The sequence below is a fragment of the Paenibacillus sp. EB106-06-01-XG199 genome (assembly GCF_058791575.1).
The window spans coordinates 1-20,584 of record NZ_JBYTDQ010000014.1; the positions used below are offsets into that span (position 1 = coordinate 1).

Here is a 20,584-nt window from a genome sequence, read left to right on the forward strand (position 1 = left end):
GCGAAGTGGCCAAACGCATCAGACTGTAAATCTGCTCACGTACGTGTTCGGTGGTTCGAATCCATCAGCCTCCACCAGTTTTATGAGCCATTAGCTCAGTTGGTAGAGCACCTGACTTTTAATCAGGGTGTCGAAGGTTCGAGTCCTTCATGGCTCATCCCAATCAGAAAGTCATCACCTTCGGGTGGTGGCTTTTTTGTGTTATCGTCATACCGCATGAAAATGAAATTGCTGACAGCGAGTTTAAAATTTCTGTCTCCGTTTAATTATAAGTTTATAACACTGAGCAGAAATGAGGGGATTCCCGTTATATATGATGCAATTATTGTTGGAGGCGGTTTTGCCGGCCTGCAGGCAGCGATTCAATTGGGACGTTACTCTACGCACCATGTGCTTGTGATAGACGCGGGAGGGGGAAGATCTAACATTTGCCGCAATTATCATAATATATTGGGCTGGCCAGAGGGAATATCCGGTGAAGAGCTTAGGGCAAGGGGGAGGCGACAGGCTGAAGTTGCCGGTGTGGAGTTTGCTGCGGATAGGATTACTAAGGCAGAGAAGCAAAATGGTTTGTTTCAGCTGAACGGTTCCGAGAATCAGTGCTATAGTTCCAAGACATTGCTGCTTGCAACAGGTGTAATGGACCGCTTTCCTGAGCTGCCGGGGCTCGCAGCTACACTAGGGAAAACGGTATATGTATGCCCGGATTGTGATGGCTACGAAATTCAGGACCGGCAGACCCTATTGCTGGGCTCAGGAGACGCAGGGGCAGATATGGCTTTTGTTTTGCGCGAGCGTACGGGTGATCTGACTTATATCAATCATGAATGCCAGCCGGTATCGGCAGAAAACCGCCAACGTCTTGATGAGCAAGGGATCTTATACGTAGAGGAAGCAGTTGCTCGAATTGATGAAGAGAATGATGGAATCATTAAAGCGGTAATCCTAGAGAGCGGAGATACTTTGCTTGCAGAGCGAGGGTTCATCGCCTTTGGGAACAATGCGGTACATTCGGAACTTGCGGCAGAGCTTGGGGTGAAGCTTCATAAGAACAAGCATATCGAAGCTGATAAGCGTTCATTAATGACCAATGTAGAGCATTTATGGGTGGCTGGTGATGTTGCTGTTCATGCAGAGCAAGCTACAGTTGCAATGGGGGAGGGAGCGTTAGCCGGTATTTGGATGCATAAAGAGTTAAAGAAGATATCCCCGGTAAGCTTGCCGCTGTCTAAGCAAAAACATAGCGAAATAGTAAAACAAAATAAATGATTCCTCAAATTGTCGATTGTGTCTTAGTAATCGGAGGGACCAGGCCGCATAATGTTGTGAATTATGATAAAATAGGCGAAAAGAGCAAAAGTGGTGGAGTATGGTGACGATGGATAGTGAGGCATTGCGTCAAAAATTGGAGCAGCTCACCGGAAAAAGAACCGGAATCAAACAACTCGGGAGGCAGCATTCAGCTTCTCTTTTTGGCATAGGCAAAGAAGAGTTGGATCAGCCGGTCACTCATGAAGGGCATCTCTGGGTACCATTGTATGAGAACGAGGGAAGAATAACTGCGATTTGGGTAGAGATGGATGGCCTTTCGGCTCTGGAATTGCAATTGGTCAATTATGCGGCACGGAATTTTGCTGTCGCGCTCAAGGCCACAGGGTTAAAGGAAGAAGGAGAAGTAGAGGCCCGGCAGCTGAGCAACTGGCTGAATTCGCAGCTCGAGCAAGAGAAGAATGATGCAGAGATTCCTGACGAAATCACTCTGAAGGGACGTTTGTTCGGCGAGATGATTCCTTTTCTGCTGGTGAGTGAGAATGTCCACAATCCGCAGATCTCTTACCGTTCGCTTATGAAGCTGCTGCGTAGTTATTTTGAGAACGAAATATTGCTGATCCCCCTGCAGGAGAAGGAATGGTTAATTTTAGCCCGCAAGGAATTACTGACCGGCGGGGATGATAAGGACGATGAGGAAGAGAGTGCAGATGAGCTGCTGTCACAGACTTGTATGGGGCTGCATGAGCTGATTGCCAGTGAGTGGGTAGGTGTATTCCATCTGGCGGTTGCACCGGCGATCATCCCGGTAAAAGGTTTGACAGGCTCGGTTGCGCTGCTGCGGGAAACGATTGTTTTGGGACGGATTTTTCAGGTTGGCGACTATATTCATCTCCCGTGGGAGCTGCACATGGAGCGGCTGGTGAACAGTATCCCTGATGAGCGGCGCAGGCAGCTGCTAGGACAGATCGGTGACTATACTTCAGTGCTGGCGGATAAGGAAATGCTGCTGACGCTGGAAACCTTCTTCGAGATGGACTGCAATGTCAGTGAGACCGCGAAAAAATTATACATCCACCGCAACACGCTCCTATACCGGTTGGACAAGATCAAACAGGAGACCGGAGCCGATGTACGGAGCTTTGGCGACGCAGCAATTGTAAAGTTAACCATGTTATTGTATAAAGTGACGAAAAGAAAATAGGATTTTTGTGAACGTTGCAAATAGCCAGCGAGGCACGTCTGGGGTAAGATAAATGTACAAGAAAGCGATTTATTTATAATCAACTAATAACTCGAGGGGGAAATACAATGGCAGGCGTACGTTTAGAGCATATTTTCAAAAAATACCCGGGTTCCGATAAAGCAACAGTAATCGACATCAATCTTGATATTAAAGATAAGGAATTCCTCGTACTGGTTGGACCTTCCGGTTGTGGTAAATCCACTACCCTGCGTATGATTGCTGGTCTGGAAGAAATCTCCGAAGGTAAAATGTACATTGGCGACCGTGTAGTCAATGACGTTGCACCTAAAGACCGCGATATCGCGATGGTATTCCAATCCTACGCCCTGTACCCGCATATGAGCGTGTACCAAAACATGGCTTTCGGTTTGAAACTGCGTAAAGTGAAGAAAGAAGAAATCGACAAGAAAGTTCGCGAAGCTGCGAAAATTCTCGATATCGAGCACTTGCTTGAGCGTAAACCTAAAGCACTGTCCGGTGGTCAACGCCAACGTGTCGCTCTAGGCCGCGCTATCGTCCGTGATCCGCAAGTCTTCTTGATGGATGAGCCACTTTCCAACTTGGATGCTAAACTTCGTGGTCAAATGCGTGCTGAAATCACAAAACTGGTTAAACGCCTTGAAACCACTTGTATCTACGTAACGCATGACCAGACAGAAGCTATGACGATGGGTGACCGTATCGTAGTTATGTATGATGGTATCATTCAACAGGCAGCTTCTCCTGAAGAACTGTACAATGAGCCTACCAACCTGTTCGTAGCCGGATTTATTGGTTCCCCAACTATGAACTTTATCAATGGTACTCTGTCCGATGTTGGCGGCGCTGTCCGCTTCCGCGCTGAGAACCTTGATGTTGAAGTTCCAGGAGGCAAAGCTACAATCCTGCGCAGCAAAGGCTACATCGGCAAAGAAGTGATCATGGGCGTTCGTCCAGAAGATATCCATGAAGAACCAGTATTCCTGGAAGCTTCCCCGAACACAATCTTCACTTCGCTGGTAGATGTTACGGAAAACCTTGGTCATGAAATGCTCCTTTACTTGAGCGGTCTGGGCAGCAACACTGTAATTGCCCGTGTAGATGGACGTTCCACTACCCGTGAAGGCAGCAAGCCTAAATTGGCAATTGACATGAACAAAATCCACATCTTTGATAAAGAATCCGAACTTAACGTATTGTTGGGCTAAGATAGAAATATCTTTCCCTTTAAAGAAAGCCGCCTGAAAGGGCGGCTTTTTTGTCTTCTTGGAGCCTTCCGCTAATGACCTCCTAAGCTATAGGAATAGATGGGCAGAATATAAGCAGGTTTTGGGTTCAACTCCTTATATACCAATGGATCTAAGGGCAAGGTAGCAGGTATTAAGATTGCATTAAAGGGGATTATCAATTAAGATAGCAGGAGAATTACCTACGGATGGAATGGAAAGAGTTGTTAACCAAATGTAGGAAAGCGGACATAACCGTTAGGTGACGAAAGGACGGACATACATGGCTAAGAAGGTAAAAGTATCGGAATTGGTACAGCATTTTCAATTAGAGGTTGTTTCCGGGCATGAAGGTCTGAAGAGACCGATTACAGTGGATGACTTGAATCGGCCCGGGCTGGAAATAGCAGGTTATTTCGAATATTATCCGGAAGAACGAGTACAGCTGCTGGGCAAGACAGAGCTGGCCTTCTTTTCTATGCTTTCGGAGGAAGAGCGCAAGAGCCGGATCCGCGGGATCTGCAAGGATAATACACCCTGTATTGTCATTACAAGAGCGTTGGATGTACCGCAGGAGCTGATTGACATCAGCAACGAAAAGGGGCTTCCAGTGTTGCGCAGCTCGATGGCTACAACGATTTTTTCCAGTAGACTGACCAGCTTCCTTGAAGGCAGACTTGCTCCTACAGCAACCATTCATGGCGTTCTCTGCGATGTATACGGTGTAGGCATGCTGATTACAGGCAGCAGCGGCATTGGTAAAAGCGAAACGGCACTTGAGCTCGTTAAACGCGGACATCGCTTGATCGCGGACGATGCCGTGGAAATCCGCCAGACCTCCGATAACCAGCTGCATGGTACGGCACCGGAGCTGATCCGCCATTTGCTCGAAATCCGCGGTGTCGGAATTATAAATGTAATGACACTCTTTGGTGCAGGCGCAATCCGCAATCATAAGCGTATTACGCTGGTGGTTCGGCTGGAAGCCTGGCAGCAGGACAAGCAATATGACCGGCTTGGTCTGGACGAAGAAACAACACGGATTATCGATACGGATGTTCCTCTCGTAACGATTCCGGTACGGCCAGGACGAAATCTTGCAGTTATTATTGAGGTTGCGGCCATGAACTACCGCTTGAAGCAAATGGGCTTTAACGCGGCTCTGCAGTTTACCAATAAACTTACAGCTACCATATCTGAAGACATGGATGATCTGGACTAGGAGTGTGAGAGAATGTTTTTTTCATTAGCGATTAATCCCATTGTATTCTCCATCGGTTCACTACCCGTTCACTGGTATGGTTTGATCCTGGGGTTCGGCGCACTTGCCGGATTATTCCTCGCGATTCAGGAAGGCAAACGGTTTAATATTTCCCAGGAATTCTTTATGGATATGCTGCTGCTTGGAGTGCCGTCAGCAATCATTGGCGCACGGATATATTTTGTAGCTTTTAAATGGGAGGACTATAAGGATAACTTTATAGATGTCTTCAAAATATGGAACGGCGGAATTGCCATCTATGGAGCCTTAATCGGGGCCATTATTTGCGCCATTATCTATTTCCGCTATAAAGGGTACCCATTCTGGCGTGTTGTGGATATTTGCGCGCCTGGACTGCTGGCCGGACAAATGATTGGCCGATGGGGCAACTTTATCAATCAGGAGGCTTATGGTGGGGTTGTAGAGGAGTCGTTCCTGCGCGATAAGCTGCATTTGCCTGACTTTATCGTCAATCAAATGTACATAGAAAATGCGTTCCATCATCCAACCTTCCTGTACGAATCTCTGTGGAGCCTGCTGGGTATTCTACTCCTTATGGTGCTTCGCCGCCAGAGGTTTGTCCGTGCGGGTGAAATCTTCTTATCCTACTTTATCTGGTATTCAATCGGCCGTTTCTTCATTGAAGCCTTGCGTACTGACAGCTTGGGCTTTACCGGCAGCAGCGGTGTAGCTTCATTCGTCAACGGCCTGTGGAGCCCGATGAAATGGATGGGCTTTGAACAAGGGTACTTTGATCCTGCCTATGGAAATATCCGTATCTCGCAGCTGCTCGCTTTGCTGATTATTGTGGCTGCCGTAGTACTTATTATTGTGCGCCGGGTAACCGGCCAATCTAAGGCTCATTATTCCGATCCTATTGTCAGCACCAAGCCGGTCGCGGCAGATTCTGTGGTCCCGGAGAATGCAGTCAACACACCGCAAAAAGCCCCGCAGGCGGCACCGCCTGACAAGGTCAAGTCTGAGGATGCGGAACCGAAGGAGTAGTAACCCGATGATAGAATGCGTTCTTTTTGATCTGGACGGAACGATTGTGAATACCAATGAACTGATTATTGGCTCTTTCATGCATGCGCTGAAGGAGAATAATCTTCCGTCTCTGACCCGGGAGCAGATTATCCCCCATATGGGAACAACACTTCATCAGCAGCTGAGCGCGTTCTCCGGCCTTGAGGATACAAGCGTATTGGAGAAGTCCTACCGTTCTTACAACTACGCGCATCACGATGAGCTGATTGGTTCTTTTCCGCGTGTGAATGAAACGATGGAGGAGCTGTCGCGGCGTGGGATTAGAATGGGGATTGTAACGACGAAGATTCGTCCAACTACGCTCAAGGCACTGGAGATGTTCGATCTGCTGAAGTATATGGAAACTATAGTAACGGTTACTGATGTGACAGAGCCTAAACCGCATCCAGAGCCGGTGCTGACAGCTATCCGCAACTTAGATGTTGACCCGCAGCATACCTTGATGGTAGGCGACAGCATTGTAGATATCCAATCGGCCAAAGCGGCCGGTGTGCCTGTAGCAGCTGTAGCCTGGTCACTTAAAGGGGAAGAGACGCTGCGTAAATATGAGCCGGATTATATTATCCACGACATGACGGATTTATATGAGATAGTCCGGCAAGGGACGAAGGAATCGTGAGAAACCTAACCCGCTATCCGGTGGAGGGGCATAATTCACTCTGGTACATTTACCGAACGGTCAGCCCATGGAAGGGCGTCCGTAATTTTATTTTTATCCAAATTGCCCGGTATTGCCCCATCCTTCCGCTCAAGAACTGGATTTATCGCCGGATCCTTGGCATGAAGGTAGGTAAACATACGGCATTTGGACTGATGGCAATGGTGGATGTATTTTTTCCGGAGAAAATTACGGTCGGCGAAAACTCCATCATCGGCTATAACACCACCATTTTGGCACATGAGTACCTGATTAAAGAGTATCGGCTCGGTGAAGTCATTATTGGTGAAAATGTTCTGATTGGTGCCAATACAACCATTCTTCCCGGTGTAACGATCGGAGATGGCGCGGTTGTGGCGGCGGGTTCGGTTGTGCATAAGCATGTGGCGGCTGGCTCGTTTGTCGGAGGCAATCCGCTGCGGGAGCTGCGCCCGGAGGACTCGTCAGAACGGTTAGACCGTACAGAGGACTATAGTTAGAAACAAACCGCTTACGTATTTTACTTGTCCAGGATGCATTTTGATGTCTTTTGGGTATAGTTACGTAAGGCGGTTTTTTTCGTTATAGAGGAGCAGCGACAGATAAGTTACAGGCATCGTATCTCTTTGCATAGTCAATCTGAAGGAGATGAGAGATTTAAAGTGAATTCCATCAAAAAGGAAAGGCTGCCCCAGTTGGATATTTTCCGGGCTTTGGCCATACTCGGTGTACTGCATGTACATGCCACATCGTTTGCAGCAGGAGAGCAGGCACTTCAATCGCCTTATTATGTTTGGATCAACGGGGTCAATATTTTTTTTAGATTTGGGACCCCCTGTTTTATTTTTCTTAGCAGTTTTGTTCTGTTCTATAATTACTACGGCCGTCCGGTTACCCGCGGGCTGATGCTTAACTTTTACCGCCGGAGACTAACGTATATCCTTTTGCCTTATCTGCTGGCCTCCATCGGATATCATCTATTGGTTCTCTACATAAACGGCCAATTACTTGATGATCCGTTAACGAATCTATCCTCTTTTATGTACGCCCTCATTACAGGCTCTGCCTATACTCATTTGTACTTCGTATTTATCAGCATTCAGTTCTATTTGGTCTTTCCGCTAATCCTGCAACTGATGCAGAAATCAAAAACAATGGTCACCTGGGCTATACCGACCGGTCTCATCATTCAGTGGGCTTTTGTATTCCTGAATAAATATCAGCTGCAACTTGTGGATAAGGCCAGCTATGCTCCAACGTATATGGCTTACTACATGATGGGGGCTTATCTTGCGATTCATTTTGACAAAATCAAGCCTTGGCTGGAACGCCCCTTCAAAGCGTGGTCCAACAAACAAACCGGAGAGACCCTTGTGCTATGGGGCAGTTGGCTCGCTGCGGCCTTCATTCAGATTCATCTATGGTATCAAGGCCGGCATTTTGGCCATTGGGTCAACTCGCTGTGGTACGAGCTGTTCTGGAATGTTCACTCTATGTTATCGGCGCTTGTACTGCTCCATGCCACCTTCCTGATATACCGCACAGCTTCCCGCGGGGTTAATGCCTTTATGACGAGGCTAGGAGAAATCTCCTTTGCTGTGTATCTGCTCCATCCGCTCATTCTGGTGCTGTATCGCCGGTTCCGGTATAACATTCCATTGGATTCCTTGGCCTATGTATTATTCGTACATGGAGGGCTTATAGTGGCTCTGGGGGTAAGCTGGGTGGTCGTTCAGATCTCGTTCCGCCGAATCCGGTGGTCCTGGATCGCATTCGGAAGTGTTCCCCGCTCGCTTGCACCTCAACCTAAGCGGGAGCCGGAAGCAGTGCTCACTTTGGATAATAGCCACGGAAAGGCTTAGCGAGTGTTTAAACAGCAAAAAGCCATCCGCATGAAGAATGCCAATGGCTTGATGTTCCCGGTTATCGGGCACTAGGATCGAACAGTTACGGGTGTATGCCTTACTTCCCAAAGGTGATATCAACTTCAAGCAGCTTGTCTTTCTCCTGCCCCAAAGTGACTGAACCTCCGAACAAGGCTGGAATGGACTCCAGTGGAGCGGCCATGATCCCGATCTTGTTCTCAACGGGGGCAGCCAGCTTGACCGTTTGTCCATCGAGCAGGGCTTCGTCCGAACCTACAGTCAGTTCCGCAACGCTGTCTCCCTTGGCGAGAGTAATCAATTTCTTATCGATATCATAATCGAAGGCAATCCCCAGCATCTGCGCATAGAGCTTGAGAGGAGCCATAATGACATTCCCAGTCGTTGGCGGAAGGAAACCGAAGCTTTGCGGCTCACCGTTCAGAGAGAGATCTATGGAATAGACTGTACCCTCCTCTGTATTAACGATTACATTCTCAGCCTGCCGCTTCAGCAGTTGGATCCCCTGTTCCAGGTTATCTGCTGTGACCAGATGGGTTCCTTTAGAGATTCCATCCACGATTAAGGAATTAACTACGCCGGAGTGATGGGACAGATCCTTGTAAAGATCAAGGTTATAGGTGATGTCGCTATCTGTCTGGAATTCATAAATACTAGCATTGGAATAGGAATTAAGCTTATCGAACATATAACGTTTCATTTCCAGCTGGTTGCCGTAGCGTTCCGGGTTGGTCTTATACCAGACCTGCTGCCGCAGAATCGAATATGGCGGATAGTAGAAATAAAACTTCGTTTCCGGATGGGCTTTGACTATGCTGATCACATTCTCATCAAAGGTTTGCTTAACAGAATCCAGCGGATCCTCATTATTTCCATACGCGACCTCCTTGTTCCGTGCTGACTGCCAGTTCTTAATGACTAAGTCGCGTCCATAGGTAACTGACTTGTCCCAGTTGTACAGTAGTTCAAGCGATGACAGCTGCAGGTTGGCTCGTCCTTCTGACTTACTCAAGGCTGTAAGCGCCGACTTAATATTAGTTTCATTGAAGACATATTTGTAATCGTTAAGCGGATTGCTATCGTACAGATATGCGGGGAATTCTTCATTCCCGGTTGCATTGTTAGTGCGGAAGGCGAAATAATCGATTCCCCATAATACTTGTTTGACCTGGCCTGTTTTGAAGGCTACTTTTGCAGTCTGATACTGCTCTCCGATGGTCGAGCCTTCAATAGACAACTTAAGAACGTCGCCCTTCAACTTCTCGCCTACATCAGAGGGGAGGAAATTCTCCGTCATGGAGCTGCCGAGAACGATGGTATCATATTTGTAGTTACGGGCTAGACCTGGGTTCTGGTATCGTTCCTGCCAGGATAGTTTAGGAGTATAGAAGCTGGCCTTGCGGTAGAACTGCAAGGGATCGACAATATAACTAAAGGTACCAATCAGAACAGCGAACGCGATAACCATAGTTATAAATTGAAATATAAATTTTTTGTATTTCGTTTTTTTATGCCTCAATTCAATAAATCTCCTTTATCAGTTGAAATGGCCGGGATCAGAAGCTGAAATAGAGAAACTCGCTGATTTTGTTGAAATAGACGACAGCAATACAGAACAAAGCGGCGGCAAAAATGGCGGTTTTCCAGCCCGGCTTGAATCCTTCCAGCATCTGCATGGAGTTGCGGCATAGCACAGCCACAATCATGAAGACAGCCAGTCCCAATACAATCGTCTTGTCCAATGAAGCGATGCCGATTCCGTTAAGGCCGACCATTCCTTTCAACACCTTGATGGCATTGTCCCAACTGGTTGCCCGGAAGAAAACCCAGGTAAGATTAATAAATTGGAAAGTGATAAACCAAGCTACCCATTTCGGCAGTTTGATGTTGGCTTTTTGCCAAATCCGGTGGATAAACTGGGCAAATCCATGCATGAATCCCCAGAAGACAAAGGTCCAGCCCGCCCCGTGCCAGAGACCGCCGATGAGCATGGTCAGCATGGAGTTGATATGGGTGCGTGTAGTTCCTTTACGGCTGCCGCCCAGAGGGAAATAGATATACTCCCGCAGGAAGCGGCTCAAGGTCATATGCCAGCGGCGCCAGAAATCCTGAATGTTCAAGGATTTGTATGGTGAATTAAAGTTGATGGGCAAAATGATATTAAACAGCAGGGCAACACCAATCGCCATGTCCGAATACCCGCTGAAATCATAATAGAGCTGAAGGGTGTAGGAAAGTGAGGTTGTCCAGGCTTGAATAAAATTCAACTGGGACAACACATCAAATCCATTGCTGGCTACGGGTGCAAATGAATCGGCGATAACCACTTTCTTAAATAGCCCAATGCTCAGCAGAAAAAGGCCTTTGGCCACGTTGCTGTAATCAAAACGTTTGCCCCGTAAACGGTCGAACTGCGGCATCATCTCCTTATGATGGAGAATCGGACCTGCAATCAGATGCGGATAAAAGGTTACAAACAATACATAGCTGATCACATTATATTCTTTTGCCTTACCGCGATAAGCGTCGACCAGGTAAGCGATCTGTGTAAAGGTGAAAAAGCTGATTCCGAGCGGAAGCACGATCTTGAGCAATGGAACATCTGTATCGAACAGAGCGTTGACATTGCCGATAAAGAAATCGGCATATTTATAATAGATAAGCAGCAGCAGATTCATGATGATGGCGAAAGCCAAAGCTAGTTTGCGCTTTCGTTCTGTGGCATTCTGCATATGGGAGATGGTTCTGCCCATAAAATAGTTGAAGGCGATGGAACCCAGCAGCAGCGGAAGGTAGCGCACATCCCACCAGCAGTAGAAGAAAAGGGAACTAAGCGCTAGCCAAAGCTTGCTGGCGTAGATCAAACGAAAGCGATTTAATAGAAAATAAACTATCACAGTAACCGGCATGAAAATAAATATAAATTCGTAAGAGTTAAACAGCACTTCTTCAAACACCTCTTCATAATTTTCGACTTCAAATAGCTGGTCTATGGCCCTAAGTTTCAATATACTAAAAAAACGTCTAGCGGGTAAGTCCTTACACGGCAAATAATAAGAAATAATCCTGAAAATTGACAAAAAACGATGTGCGGCAAATATTCCATATTTTAGTTTTTTTGTCAAGTGACATTGAGGCGAGCCGATATCAGGAAGATCTATTCAAAGATATGAGATTGCCGAATGTATAACATCTTGCCGGTATCATCAGCCAGTACTCCTTTATTCCCCCGACTGTTCACGCTGAAACCCGGCGATGGCCTCATATTGACTTTCCAGACTACGGAAGACGGAAATATAGATGGGCAGCAGCTGCTTGTACACTTTGGCATGCTCCTGGATCGGCTGATGCTGATGGGTGGAGCCGATCATTTCGAATACATGATCAAGGGAGTCGATGCGCCGGATAGCATAAAGACCAAGCACAACTGCGCCAAGGCAGGAACTCTCAAAGCTCTCCGGAACGACAACCTCCTGATCGAAAATATCGGCCATCATCTGCCGCCACAGGGCAGAGCGGGCGAAGCCGCCGGTGGCGAGAATCTTGTTCGGGCGGCCAATGCGCTCCTCCATGGCCAGCAGCACGGTGTACATATTGAAAATGACCCCTTCCAGCACTGAACGGATCATATGCTCCTTGTGGTGATTCATCGTCAGGCCAAAGAAGGAGCCCCTGGCGTCCGGATTCCATAGCGGTGCGCGTTCTCCAGTCAGGTAGGGATGAAAGAGCAATCCGCCGCTGCCGGGAGGCACCTGTTCGGCAATGCGTGTCAGCACTTCATAGGGATCAATGCCGAGGCGTTTGGCAGTCTCCACCTCGGAGGCGGCAAATTCATCACGTACCCAGCGGAACAGCATGCCGCCGTTATTCACCGGACCGCCGATGACCCAGTGTTTCTCGGTCAGGGCATAGCAGAAGATTCGCCCTTTGGGATCGGTAAGCGGACGGTCCACTACGGTGCGGATCGCTCCGCTGGTTCCGATCGTGGCAGCGATAACGCCAGGCTGTATGGCACCTACCCCAAGATTAGAGAGGACCCCGTCGCTGGCGCCGACAATAAATGAAGTAGAGGAGAGCAGGCCCAGTTCTGCTGCCAGCCCCGGGAGCAGCCCCTGCATGATATGGGTGGTAGGGACGGGGCTCGACAGGCGCTCCCTGGTAATGCCGGCAATGCTCAGTGCCTCTTCATCCCAATCCAGCTTCTCCAGGTTGAACATGCCTGTAGAAGAAGCGATGGAATGGTCGATCACATATTCTCCGAACAGTTTGGCGAAGATATATTCTTTAATGGAAATGAATTTATAGGCCTGGCGAAAAAGCTCCGGCTGCTCTTCGCCAAGCCACATCAGCTTGGTGATCGGAGACATCGGATGAATAGGGGTTCCTGTACGCAAATATAATTCATGTCCCCCGAGCTCGTTCTTAAGACGGGCAGCACAAGCAGCGCTGCGGTTATCCGCCCATGTGATGCAGGCGGTAAGGGGCTTGCCCGTATTGTCTATGGCAATGACACTATGCATGGCTGAACTGAAAGAGACAAACAGCACCGCTTCAGCGGGGACAGCACTGTCCCGCATCACCGCCGCAATGGTTTGGGTTACTGCATTCATAATTTGTAACGGATCCTGCTCAGCCACAGATGGGGAGGGCTGGTGCAGCGGGTAACCCTGATTGGACTGTGCTGCGATTCGGCCATTTTCTTCGAAGAGGACTGCCTTAGTGCTGGTGGTTCCAATATCAACGCCGATCATATAGGATGTATTCAACGGTTAGTCCTTCTTTCTATTGGAAAATAGATACTTGGAACACTGGAAGCAGGGAATAAAGTACAATTATATAAGGTTATTATATTATCCGGTATACGCTGAGGCAAAATTCAGGTAAACCTCAGGCTGGTGGTTAAGATATTTTGTCTATGGTGTAAGGTTTTATTGACGCAAAAGGATGGATCATGATACGATGTTGCAAATGCTTTACTTTGCTACCACTGTACCAAAGTAAAGTATACGATATGTAAAACGATATATAACTTGCATGATATCTGATGAGGTGACTAATGAAGATGTCCAAACCTAAGGGATTCGAGAAGCCGGCTGGTGTGCGCGACTATCTCCCGCGTGCAGTAACGAAGCTGCGCAAGATTGAGAACGACGTGCTCCACTGCATGAGCCGCTGGGGATACCAGCAGATGATTACACCCACACTTGAATATTACGATACGGTCGGCGTGGCCAGTTCCACATCAGACCAGAAGCTTTATAAATTGCTTAACAACCGTGGTCAGGCCCTGGTGCTGCGGTCCGAAATGACAGCACCGGTTGCGCGCGTGGTTTCATCGTTACTGAAGGATGAGCCACTTCCGCTCCGCCTTTCTTATCATGCCAATGTGTTCCGGGCAATCGAAGAGGAAGCCGGCCGGGAAGCGGAGTTTTTCCAGACTGGTGTGGAGCTTGTAGGCGATGATTCGCCTGAGGCGGATGCCGAGGTCGTGGCGCTGGCCATTTCGTCGCTGCAGGCAGCGGGCGTCAAGTCTTTCAAAATCGCGATGGGACATGTCGGATTCCTGGACGGACTCTTCCAAGAGGCGGTCGCCGGACTGCCGGAAGCCCAGGAGGAGCTCAAGAGCCATCTGCTGAACCGCGATTATGTTGCTTTCCGGGAAACCCTCCGGCGGCTGGACCTGACGGAGGCCCAGAAGCGGGAGCTGGACGGGCTGCTGCGGCTGCGCGGCGGCAAAGAAATCTGCGGGCAGGCACTGGAGCTCAGCAGCCATCCGCTGGCCCGGACCTCTATTGAGCATCTGTGCAAGGTATGGGAGGTGCTTGTCTCTTACGGGGTTTCGCAGCATGTGCTGATTGATCTGACGATGATCGGAGATTTCTCTTATTATACAGGGATGACCTTTGAGGGTTATGCCTCCGAGCTTGGGTTCCCGGTATGCAGCGGCGGGCGGTATGATAATCTGCTTCAGCAGTTTGGGCGCCCGATTCCTTCGACCGGGTTCTCACTCAAAACGAACCGGATTCTGGACGGAGTATCCGGCATGCCGGAAGAGGTGGAGCGGCCGGTATTGATCCAGTACGATGCGCTGCGGCGGACCGAAGGGCTGGAAGAAGCCGCGCGGCTGCGCGCACAAGGCCGGATTGTTGTAACCAAGCTGGCAGCGGGGCCGGAAGAGCTGAAGACGGTGAAGCGGCTTGACACAGAGACGGTGGAAGCCGGCGGTGAGCAGTATGGTGAAATCTATACATTTGTGTCTTTTGTCAGCGAGCACGGCTAAGCGGAGAAATTGCGGCTATATAGATTGAACTTCTTCGGATTTCTACCGCTAATTGCGGTTAAGATCAGGAAATCCGAAGACAACAGCGGCCGGAAGTCCAAATTAAGTTCAATTTATATAGTGATCGGTATAGCGAGAGAACAGAAACGAACAAATTGCAGAGGGAAATGGAAACGGAGGCTAATGATGATGGCGCAGATACTGAAGGTAGCTATGCCGAAAGGCCGAATATACAATAAAGCGGCAGAGTTGTTCCGCCAAGCGGGGCTGCCGATTCCGCCGGATGGCGAAGAGTCGCGCAAGCTGGTGATCTCACTGCCTGAGGCGGGCATGGAGTTTATTCTTGCCAAGCCGGTGGATGTGCCTACCTATGTTGAATATGGTGTGGCGGATATAGGCATCGTGGGCAAGGATGTGCTGCTGGAGGAAGAACGCGACGTGTACGAGCTGCTTGATCTGGGCATCGCACGCTGCCGGATGTCCATTATCGGCCTGCCGAACTGGCAGCCAGGGATTCAGCAGCGGGTAGCGACGAAATACCCGAATGTAGCTTCGCGGTATTTCCGTGAGCAGGGCCAGCAGGTGGAGGTCGTTAAGCTGAACGGCTCGATTGAGCTTGCTCCGCTGATTGGCCTTGCCGACCGTATTGTCGATATGGTGGAGACCGGGCAAACCCTTAAGGATAATGGACTGGTGGAAATGAAGAGCATCTTCGAAATCACAAGCCGGCTGGTTGCGAACCGTGTAAGCTACCGGATGAAGAATGAGCAGATTCAGCAGCTATGCGACCGTCTGCAGGCAGTTATTGCAGAACCGGGGCTTCAGTTACAATAAAATGAGTGTGGATGTTCAAAGGGGGAACGAGCGGTGAAGGTCCAATCGAGCAGGGAATTTAATCTGCAGCGTGAAGTGGAATACGGAACGCCGGAGCAGAACAAGGCCGTGAAGCAAATCGTAGCTGACATCAAACAGGAGGGCGACGCTGCGCTGCTCCGCTATACGGAGCGGTTTGACGGGGCGGCGCTGACACCGGCGCAGCTGCGGGTAACCGCAGAAGAGCTCCAGGCGGCTTATAGCCGGGTTGAGGAATCGTTCGTAACCGCGATTCGTGCAGCCGCGGTCAATATCCGGGCGTTTCACGCCCGTCAGAAACGCAGCTCCTGGATGGATCTGCAGCCGGACGGTACGATCCTCGGCCAGATCATCCGCCCGCTGAAGCGGGTGGGCGTATATGTTCCCGGCGGCAAGGCAGCGTATCCGTCCTCGGTGCTGATGAACGTGATTCCGGCCCAGATCGCCGGAGTGCCGGAGATCGTGATGGTCACACCGCCGTCGACCGGCGGCAAGGACGGCATCGATCCTTATATCCTCGTTGCTGCGGCGGAAGCCGGTGTGAGCGAGGTCTACCGCGTGGGTGGCGCGCAGGCCATCGCCGCGCTCGCCTTCGGCACGGAATCCATCGCGCCGGTCGATAAAATCTGCGGCCCCGGCAACATCTACGTTGCCCTGGCCAAGCGCGAGGTCTACGGCGCGGTCGATATCGACAGCATCGCCGGGCCCAGTGAAATCGTCGTGCTCGCCGACGAAACCGCAGAGCCAGCCTACATCGCGGCTGATCTGCTCTCACAGGCCGAGCATGACGAGATGGCCTCGGCCATCCTTGTGACGCCGTCGCAGAGCCTCGGAGAGGCCGTGGCGGCCGAGGTAGAGCGGCAGCTTCAGGAGCTGCCGCGTGAGGCCATCGCCCGCGCCTCGGTGGAGAACTACGGCGCAATCATCGTCGTAGACTCGATGAAGGAAGGCATCTCCGTAGTGAACCGGCTGGCGCCGGAGCACCTGGAGATTGTCGCCCTAGATCCCATGGGCCTGCTCGGCAGCATCGAGAATGCCGGAGCGATTTTCCTGGGACCGTACAGCTCGGAACCGGTCGGCGATTATTTCGCCGGACCGAATCATATTATACCCACCAATGGCACCGCGCGGTTCTCTTCGCCGGTGGATGTGGATGATTTCATCAAGAAATCAAGCCTGATTTATTACAGCAAGGAAGCGCTGCTGCGTGATGGAGCAACCATTATCGAGTTGGCCAGACGCGAAGGGCTGGAAGGTCATGCACGGGCGATAGAGATCAGGCTGGAGAATGAAGCGAAGGGCGGAGAAGAACATGGAGAATAACAATAACGAACAGGCTGTTCGCAAAGCAGGTCTTAGCCGTAAAACAAACGAAACGGATATCACGCTGTCCCTGGCTGTGGACGGAAGCGGCATTGCAGAGCTGGAGACCGATGTGCCTTTTCTGAACCATATGCTCGATTTATTCACGAAGCACGGCCAATTTGACCTTTCTCTGGAGGGCCGGGGGGATATTGATATTGACGACCACCATACGGTGGAGGATATCGGTATCTGTCTGGGACAGGCGCTCCGCGAGGCACTGGGTGACAAAAAAGGCATCAAGCGTTATGCGAGTGTGTTCATTCCCATGGATGAAGCACTGGCCCAGGTGGTCATCGACATCAGCAACCGGCCGCATTTTGAATACCGGGCGGCTTATCCGTCGCAGCAGGTAGGCAGCTTCTCTACGGAGCTGGTTCATGAGTTCCTCTGGAAATTCGCGCTGGAGGCCCGGATTACACTGCACGTGATAGTACACTACGGCTCCAATACTCATCATATGATTGAGGCGATATTCAAAGCGCTGGGACGGGCGCTGGACGAAGCAACGCAGATTGATCCGCGTGTGAAGGGTGTGCCATCCACGAAGGGAGTGCTGTAGCATGACCGTTGCTATCGTCGATTACGGCATGGGCAATCTGCACAGTGTCAGCAAGGCGGTGGAACGTCTCGGCTACGAGAGTCTTGTGACAGGCGATGCCGGGGAAATTCTTGCGGCAAGCAGTGTCATTCTGCCGGGCGTCGGTGCTTTTGGCGATGCGATGGAACAGCTGCGGAGCAGCGGGCTCGATCTTGTGGTCAAGGAGGCCGCTGCCGGGGAACAGCCGGTGCTTGGCATTTGTCTGGGCATGCAGCTGCTGTTCAGCAGCAGTGTGGAGCACGGCGAGCACGAAGGGCTGGACATCCTGCCGGGATCGGTGGTGCGGTTCGCGCCCCGTGACGGCTATAAGGTGCCGCATATGGGCTGGAACAAGCTGAGCTTCCGGCAGCCGCAGAGCCCGCTGCTTGAGGGACTGGAAGAGGGGCATGTGTATTTTGTCCATTCCTATCATGCAGTGGTTGGACAGGAGAACGATTTGCTCGCCGTAACGGATTACGGGCATCCGGTCACGGCGGTGGTCGGGCGGGACAATGTCTTCGGCATGCAGTTCCATCCGGAGAAGAGCGGAGAGCTTGGCATAAAGCTGCTGGGGAATTTTCTAAAGCTTAAGAGAGAGCGGGCGTAAGCCCGCTATAAATATATTGTAATGAAAGCGGGGAGCGCCACATGTCTTCTTTTATCGTGTATCCGGCAATTGATATCCGGGATGGAAAGTGTGTAAGACTGCAGCAGGGTGATTACGCTCAGGAAACGATCTATAATGACAGTCCGGTGCAGGTCGCTAAATCATGGGAAGAGCAGGGGGGCCGGTTCATTCACCTCGTAGATCTGGACGGCGCGAAGGCCGGACATCCTGTCAATGACGCCATCATCGGTGCCATTGCCAAAAACGCAGGTGTGCCCGTCCAGGTGGGCGGCGGACTCCGCAGTCTTGCTGATGTGGAGAAGCTGCTCGGTCTTGGAGTCAGCCGGGTCATTATCGGGACGGCGGCCATCAATGACCATGCTTTTACGGAGGCTGTGCTCGCCAAATACGGCGATAAGGTAGCTATCGGCATTGATGCACGGAATGGCTACGTAGCTACGCATGGCTGGCTGAACACCTCCGAGGTGCGCGCCGAGGATTTGGCTAAGGAGCTGGCAGCCAAAGGCGCGGAGACGTTTATCTACACGGATATCTCCCGTGACGGGATGATGCAGGGTCCGAATATCGAGGGAATCGTGGCCATGGCTGCTGCCAGCGGCAGAACCGTCATCGCCTCCGGCGGCGTTACGAGCCTTGACGATCTGCTGCGCCTGAGCGTACATAGCGGCAGCGGAATCGGTGGAGCGATTGTAGGCAAAGCGCTGTACACCGGCAACATCAAGCTTCCCGAGGCGCTGCAGGCGCTGGGACGTCCAGCAGGACAGCTGTAATATAGGGCAAAAAATTGATCGAAGAGAATTCGAGGCGGATGCCCTCAGAACCCTTTGAAGGAGGGACTTCATAATGTTAGCCAAACGTATCATTCCCTGTCTGGATGTGAAAGACGGGCGGGTAGTTAAAGGCGTTAATTTTGTCAATCTGCGCGATGCCGGAGACCCGGTGGAGCTGGCGGCGCTGTATGACCGTGAAGGTGCGGATGAACTGGTGTTCCTGGACATTTCCGCCTCGGTGGAAGGACGGGCGACCATGGTTGAAGTGGTCCGGCAGACGGCTGGCGAGATTGCCATTCCCTTCACCGTTGGCGGGGGGATTTCCACTCCCGACGACATGAAGCGGATTCTGCGCGCGGGCGCGGATAAAATCGGCATCAACACGGCGGCGGTCAACAATCCGCAGCTTATTCTGGAAGGGGCCCGCCGCTTCGGCTCCCAGTGTATTGTGGTGGCGATGGATGCCAAATATAATGAGGCTTGGGGCGAATGGGAAGTGTACACGCATGGCGGGCGCAAGCCTACCGGCATCCGTGCGCTGGCCTGGGCTAAGGAGGCCGAGAAGCTGGGCGCCGGCGAAATACTGCTGACGAGCATGGATGCGGACGGGACCAAGGACGGCTTTGATTTGAAGCTGACCGCAGCGGTCTGTGATCTGCTCAGCATCCCCGTAATTGCCTCAGGCGGTGCGGGCAAGATTGAGCACTTTTATGATGTATTTACTGAAGGCAAAGCCGATGCGGGACTTGCGGCGACCATTTTTCACTATAAAGAGATCGCGATTCACGATTTGAAGACAGAACTGAAGCAAAAAGGGGTAGAGATCCGATGAGCCAAGAAAAAGAGAATAGAACCCTGATCCAACAAGAAGCAATCGAAGGCATCCGCTGGAATGAATCCGGTCTGCTCCCTGCTGTCGTGCAGGATGCCGGCACTTTGGAAGTATTGATGTTTGCCTATATGAATCCGGAGTCGCTGCAGCTCTCGCTGGAGAGCGGCCAGACCTGGTTCTGGAGCCGTTCACGCAGTGAATTGTGGCATAAAGGGGGAACCTCGGGCAATACCCAGGCCATTACCTCGATCCATTATGATTGCGACAGCGATACGCTGCTCGTAAAGGTTATACCGGAGGGACCCGCCTGTCATACCGGTGAAACCTCCTGCTTCTTCCGTGAGATTCCACTGAATGCTCCGGCAGCAGCAGCGGCACCAGTCGCTAAAGCAGCTGAGACAGAGCCTTCTGCAAACCTTGCAGATAGCGGACGTTTTGCTGTACTGGGTGAACTGGAGCGGGTCATTGCCGAGCGGGAAGCCGAACGTCCGGAGGGTGCTTATACGACCTATCTGTTTGACAAAGGCGTCGACAAGATTCTGAAAAAAGTAGGCGAAGAGGCTTCGGAAACGATCATCGCCGCCAAAAATAAAGACAACGCCGAGCTGCGCCTTGAGGTCAGCGACCTGATCTATCACCTGCTGGTGCTGCTCCAGGAGCGCAAGCTTCCGCTCGATGAGATTCTGGAGGAACTGAGCGCCCGCCACGAACGGCCGCGCCGGGACTAAGGGG

General features: G+C 50.9%; 19 protein-coding genes and 1 tRNA gene. 17 read left to right on the forward strand and 3 right to left on the reverse strand.

Going from position 1 to position 20,584, the window contains the following annotated elements:
• The first annotated feature begins 84 nt into the window (after nucleotides 1–84).
• The 9 genes from AC3WT9_RS31050 to AC3WT9_RS31090 all read left to right on the forward strand — a co-directional run bounded on the left by AC3WT9_RS31050 (nucleotide 85) and on the right by AC3WT9_RS31090 (nucleotide 8,527).
• Nucleotides 85–157, forward strand: a tRNA-Lys gene (locus tag AC3WT9_RS31050).
• A gap of 41 nt (nucleotides 158–198) precedes the next feature.
• Nucleotides 199–1,269, forward strand: coding sequence for an NAD(P)/FAD-dependent oxidoreductase (locus tag AC3WT9_RS31055; RefSeq protein WP_492408633.1), 1,071 nt, complete (start codon nucleotides 199–201; stop codon nucleotides 1,267–1,269).
• A 109-nt stretch (nucleotides 1,270–1,378) separates the two neighbouring features.
• Complete coding sequence (locus tag AC3WT9_RS31060; RefSeq protein ID WP_341089115.1) at nucleotides 1,379–2,473, forward strand: PucR family transcriptional regulator; 1,095 nt, start codon at nucleotides 1,379–1,381, stop codon at nucleotides 2,471–2,473.
• 107 nt (nucleotides 2,474–2,580) lie between these two features.
• Nucleotides 2,581–3,702 carry an ABC transporter ATP-binding protein gene (locus AC3WT9_RS31065; RefSeq protein ID WP_038584594.1) on the forward strand — a complete coding sequence of 374 codons (1,122 nt, stop codon included), beginning with the start codon at nucleotides 2,581–2,583 and terminating at the stop codon, nucleotides 3,700–3,702.
• A gap of 301 nt (nucleotides 3,703–4,003) precedes the next feature.
• Entirely contained in the window at nucleotides 4,004–4,942 is a 939-nt protein-coding gene (gene hprK, locus AC3WT9_RS31070) for an HPr(Ser) kinase/phosphatase (protein ID WP_038584597.1), read from the forward strand.
• Between the two features lie 12 nt (nucleotides 4,943–4,954).
• Complete coding sequence (gene lgt / locus AC3WT9_RS31075) at nucleotides 4,955–5,986, forward strand: prolipoprotein diacylglyceryl transferase (protein WP_341089117.1); 1,032 nt, start codon at nucleotides 4,955–4,957, stop codon at nucleotides 5,984–5,986.
• A 7-nt stretch (nucleotides 5,987–5,993) separates the two neighbouring features.
• The gene (gene ppaX, locus AC3WT9_RS31080) at nucleotides 5,994–6,647 is read left to right on the forward strand and encodes a pyrophosphatase PpaX (protein ID WP_341089119.1); all 654 of its coding nucleotides are present in this window, start codon (nucleotides 5,994–5,996) and stop codon (nucleotides 6,645–6,647) included.
• Nucleotides 6,644–7,165, forward strand: coding sequence for an acyltransferase (locus AC3WT9_RS31085; protein ID WP_341089120.1), 522 nt, complete (start codon nucleotides 6,644–6,646; stop codon nucleotides 7,163–7,165). Before ppaX ends, AC3WT9_RS31085 begins: the two co-directional genes overlap by 4 nt.
• A gap of 162 nt (nucleotides 7,166–7,327) precedes the next feature.
• Nucleotides 7,328–8,527: an acyltransferase gene (locus AC3WT9_RS31090; RefSeq protein WP_341089122.1), complete on the forward strand. Its 1,200-nt coding sequence runs from the start codon at nucleotides 7,328–7,330 to the stop codon at nucleotides 8,525–8,527.
• Between the two features lie 100 nt (nucleotides 8,528–8,627).
• Here the strand turns inward: AC3WT9_RS31090 and AC3WT9_RS31095 are convergent, their stop codons facing one another.
• The 3 genes from AC3WT9_RS31095 to gntK all read right to left on the reverse strand — a co-directional run bounded on the left by AC3WT9_RS31095 (nucleotide 8,628) and on the right by gntK (nucleotide 13,299).
• Nucleotides 8,628–10,067, reverse strand: a complete 1,440-nt coding sequence (locus AC3WT9_RS31095) for a stalk domain-containing protein (RefSeq protein WP_341089123.1) — start codon at nucleotides 10,065–10,067, stop codon at nucleotides 8,628–8,630.
• A 37-nt stretch (nucleotides 10,068–10,104) separates the two neighbouring features.
• Nucleotides 10,105–11,493 (reverse strand): MBOAT family O-acyltransferase, encoded by a 1,389-nt coding sequence (locus tag AC3WT9_RS31100; protein ID WP_341380306.1) that lies wholly within the window; start codon nucleotides 11,491–11,493, stop codon nucleotides 10,105–10,107.
• Nucleotides 11,494–11,769: 276 nt separating this feature from the next.
• Nucleotides 11,770–13,299: a gluconokinase gene (gntK, locus tag AC3WT9_RS31105; protein ID WP_445935377.1), complete on the reverse strand. Its 1,530-nt coding sequence runs from the start codon at nucleotides 13,297–13,299 to the stop codon at nucleotides 11,770–11,772.
• 311 nt (nucleotides 13,300–13,610) lie between these two features.
• Between gntK and AC3WT9_RS31110 the strand changes: the two genes are divergently transcribed.
• The 8 genes from AC3WT9_RS31110 (at nucleotide 13,611) to hisIE (ending at nucleotide 20,580) form a co-directional block, all read left to right on the forward strand.
• Nucleotides 13,611–14,828 carry an ATP phosphoribosyltransferase regulatory subunit gene (locus AC3WT9_RS31110; protein WP_341089125.1) on the forward strand — a complete coding sequence of 406 codons (1,218 nt, stop codon included), beginning with the start codon at nucleotides 13,611–13,613 and terminating at the stop codon, nucleotides 14,826–14,828.
• 189 nt (nucleotides 14,829–15,017) lie between these two features.
• On the forward strand, nucleotides 15,018–15,662 hold the full coding sequence (hisG, locus tag AC3WT9_RS31115) for an ATP phosphoribosyltransferase (protein ID WP_341089126.1): 645 nt from the start codon (nucleotides 15,018–15,020) through the stop codon (nucleotides 15,660–15,662).
• A 33-nt stretch (nucleotides 15,663–15,695) separates the two neighbouring features.
• The gene (gene hisD / locus AC3WT9_RS31120) at nucleotides 15,696–17,003 is read left to right on the forward strand and encodes a histidinol dehydrogenase (protein WP_341089127.1); all 1,308 of its coding nucleotides are present in this window, start codon (nucleotides 15,696–15,698) and stop codon (nucleotides 17,001–17,003) included.
• Nucleotides 16,993–17,604: an imidazoleglycerol-phosphate dehydratase HisB gene (gene hisB / locus AC3WT9_RS31125; protein ID WP_076113252.1), complete on the forward strand. Its 612-nt coding sequence runs from the start codon at nucleotides 16,993–16,995 to the stop codon at nucleotides 17,602–17,604. The genes hisD and hisB overlap by 11 nt, the downstream gene beginning before the upstream one ends.
• Nucleotide 17,605: 1 nt before the next feature.
• Nucleotides 17,606–18,229, forward strand: a complete 624-nt coding sequence (gene hisH, locus AC3WT9_RS31130) for an imidazole glycerol phosphate synthase subunit HisH (RefSeq protein ID WP_341377004.1) — start codon at nucleotides 17,606–17,608, stop codon at nucleotides 18,227–18,229.
• Nucleotides 18,230–18,270: 41 nt separating this feature from the next.
• On the forward strand, nucleotides 18,271–19,020 hold the full coding sequence (hisA, locus tag AC3WT9_RS31135) for a 1-(5-phosphoribosyl)-5-[(5-phosphoribosylamino)methylideneamino]imidazole-4-carboxamide isomerase (protein ID WP_341377005.1): 750 nt from the start codon (nucleotides 18,271–18,273) through the stop codon (nucleotides 19,018–19,020).
• A gap of 73 nt (nucleotides 19,021–19,093) precedes the next feature.
• Nucleotides 19,094–19,852 (forward strand): imidazole glycerol phosphate synthase subunit HisF, encoded by a 759-nt coding sequence (hisF, locus tag AC3WT9_RS31140; protein WP_038584629.1) that lies wholly within the window; start codon nucleotides 19,094–19,096, stop codon nucleotides 19,850–19,852.
• A complete protein-coding gene (gene hisIE / locus AC3WT9_RS31145; RefSeq protein WP_341377006.1) occupies nucleotides 19,849–20,580 on the forward strand; it encodes a bifunctional phosphoribosyl-AMP cyclohydrolase/phosphoribosyl-ATP diphosphatase HisIE in 732 nt (243 codons plus the stop codon). Before hisF ends, hisIE begins: the two co-directional genes overlap by 4 nt.
• The last annotated feature ends 4 nt before the right edge of the window (nucleotides 20,581–20,584 follow it).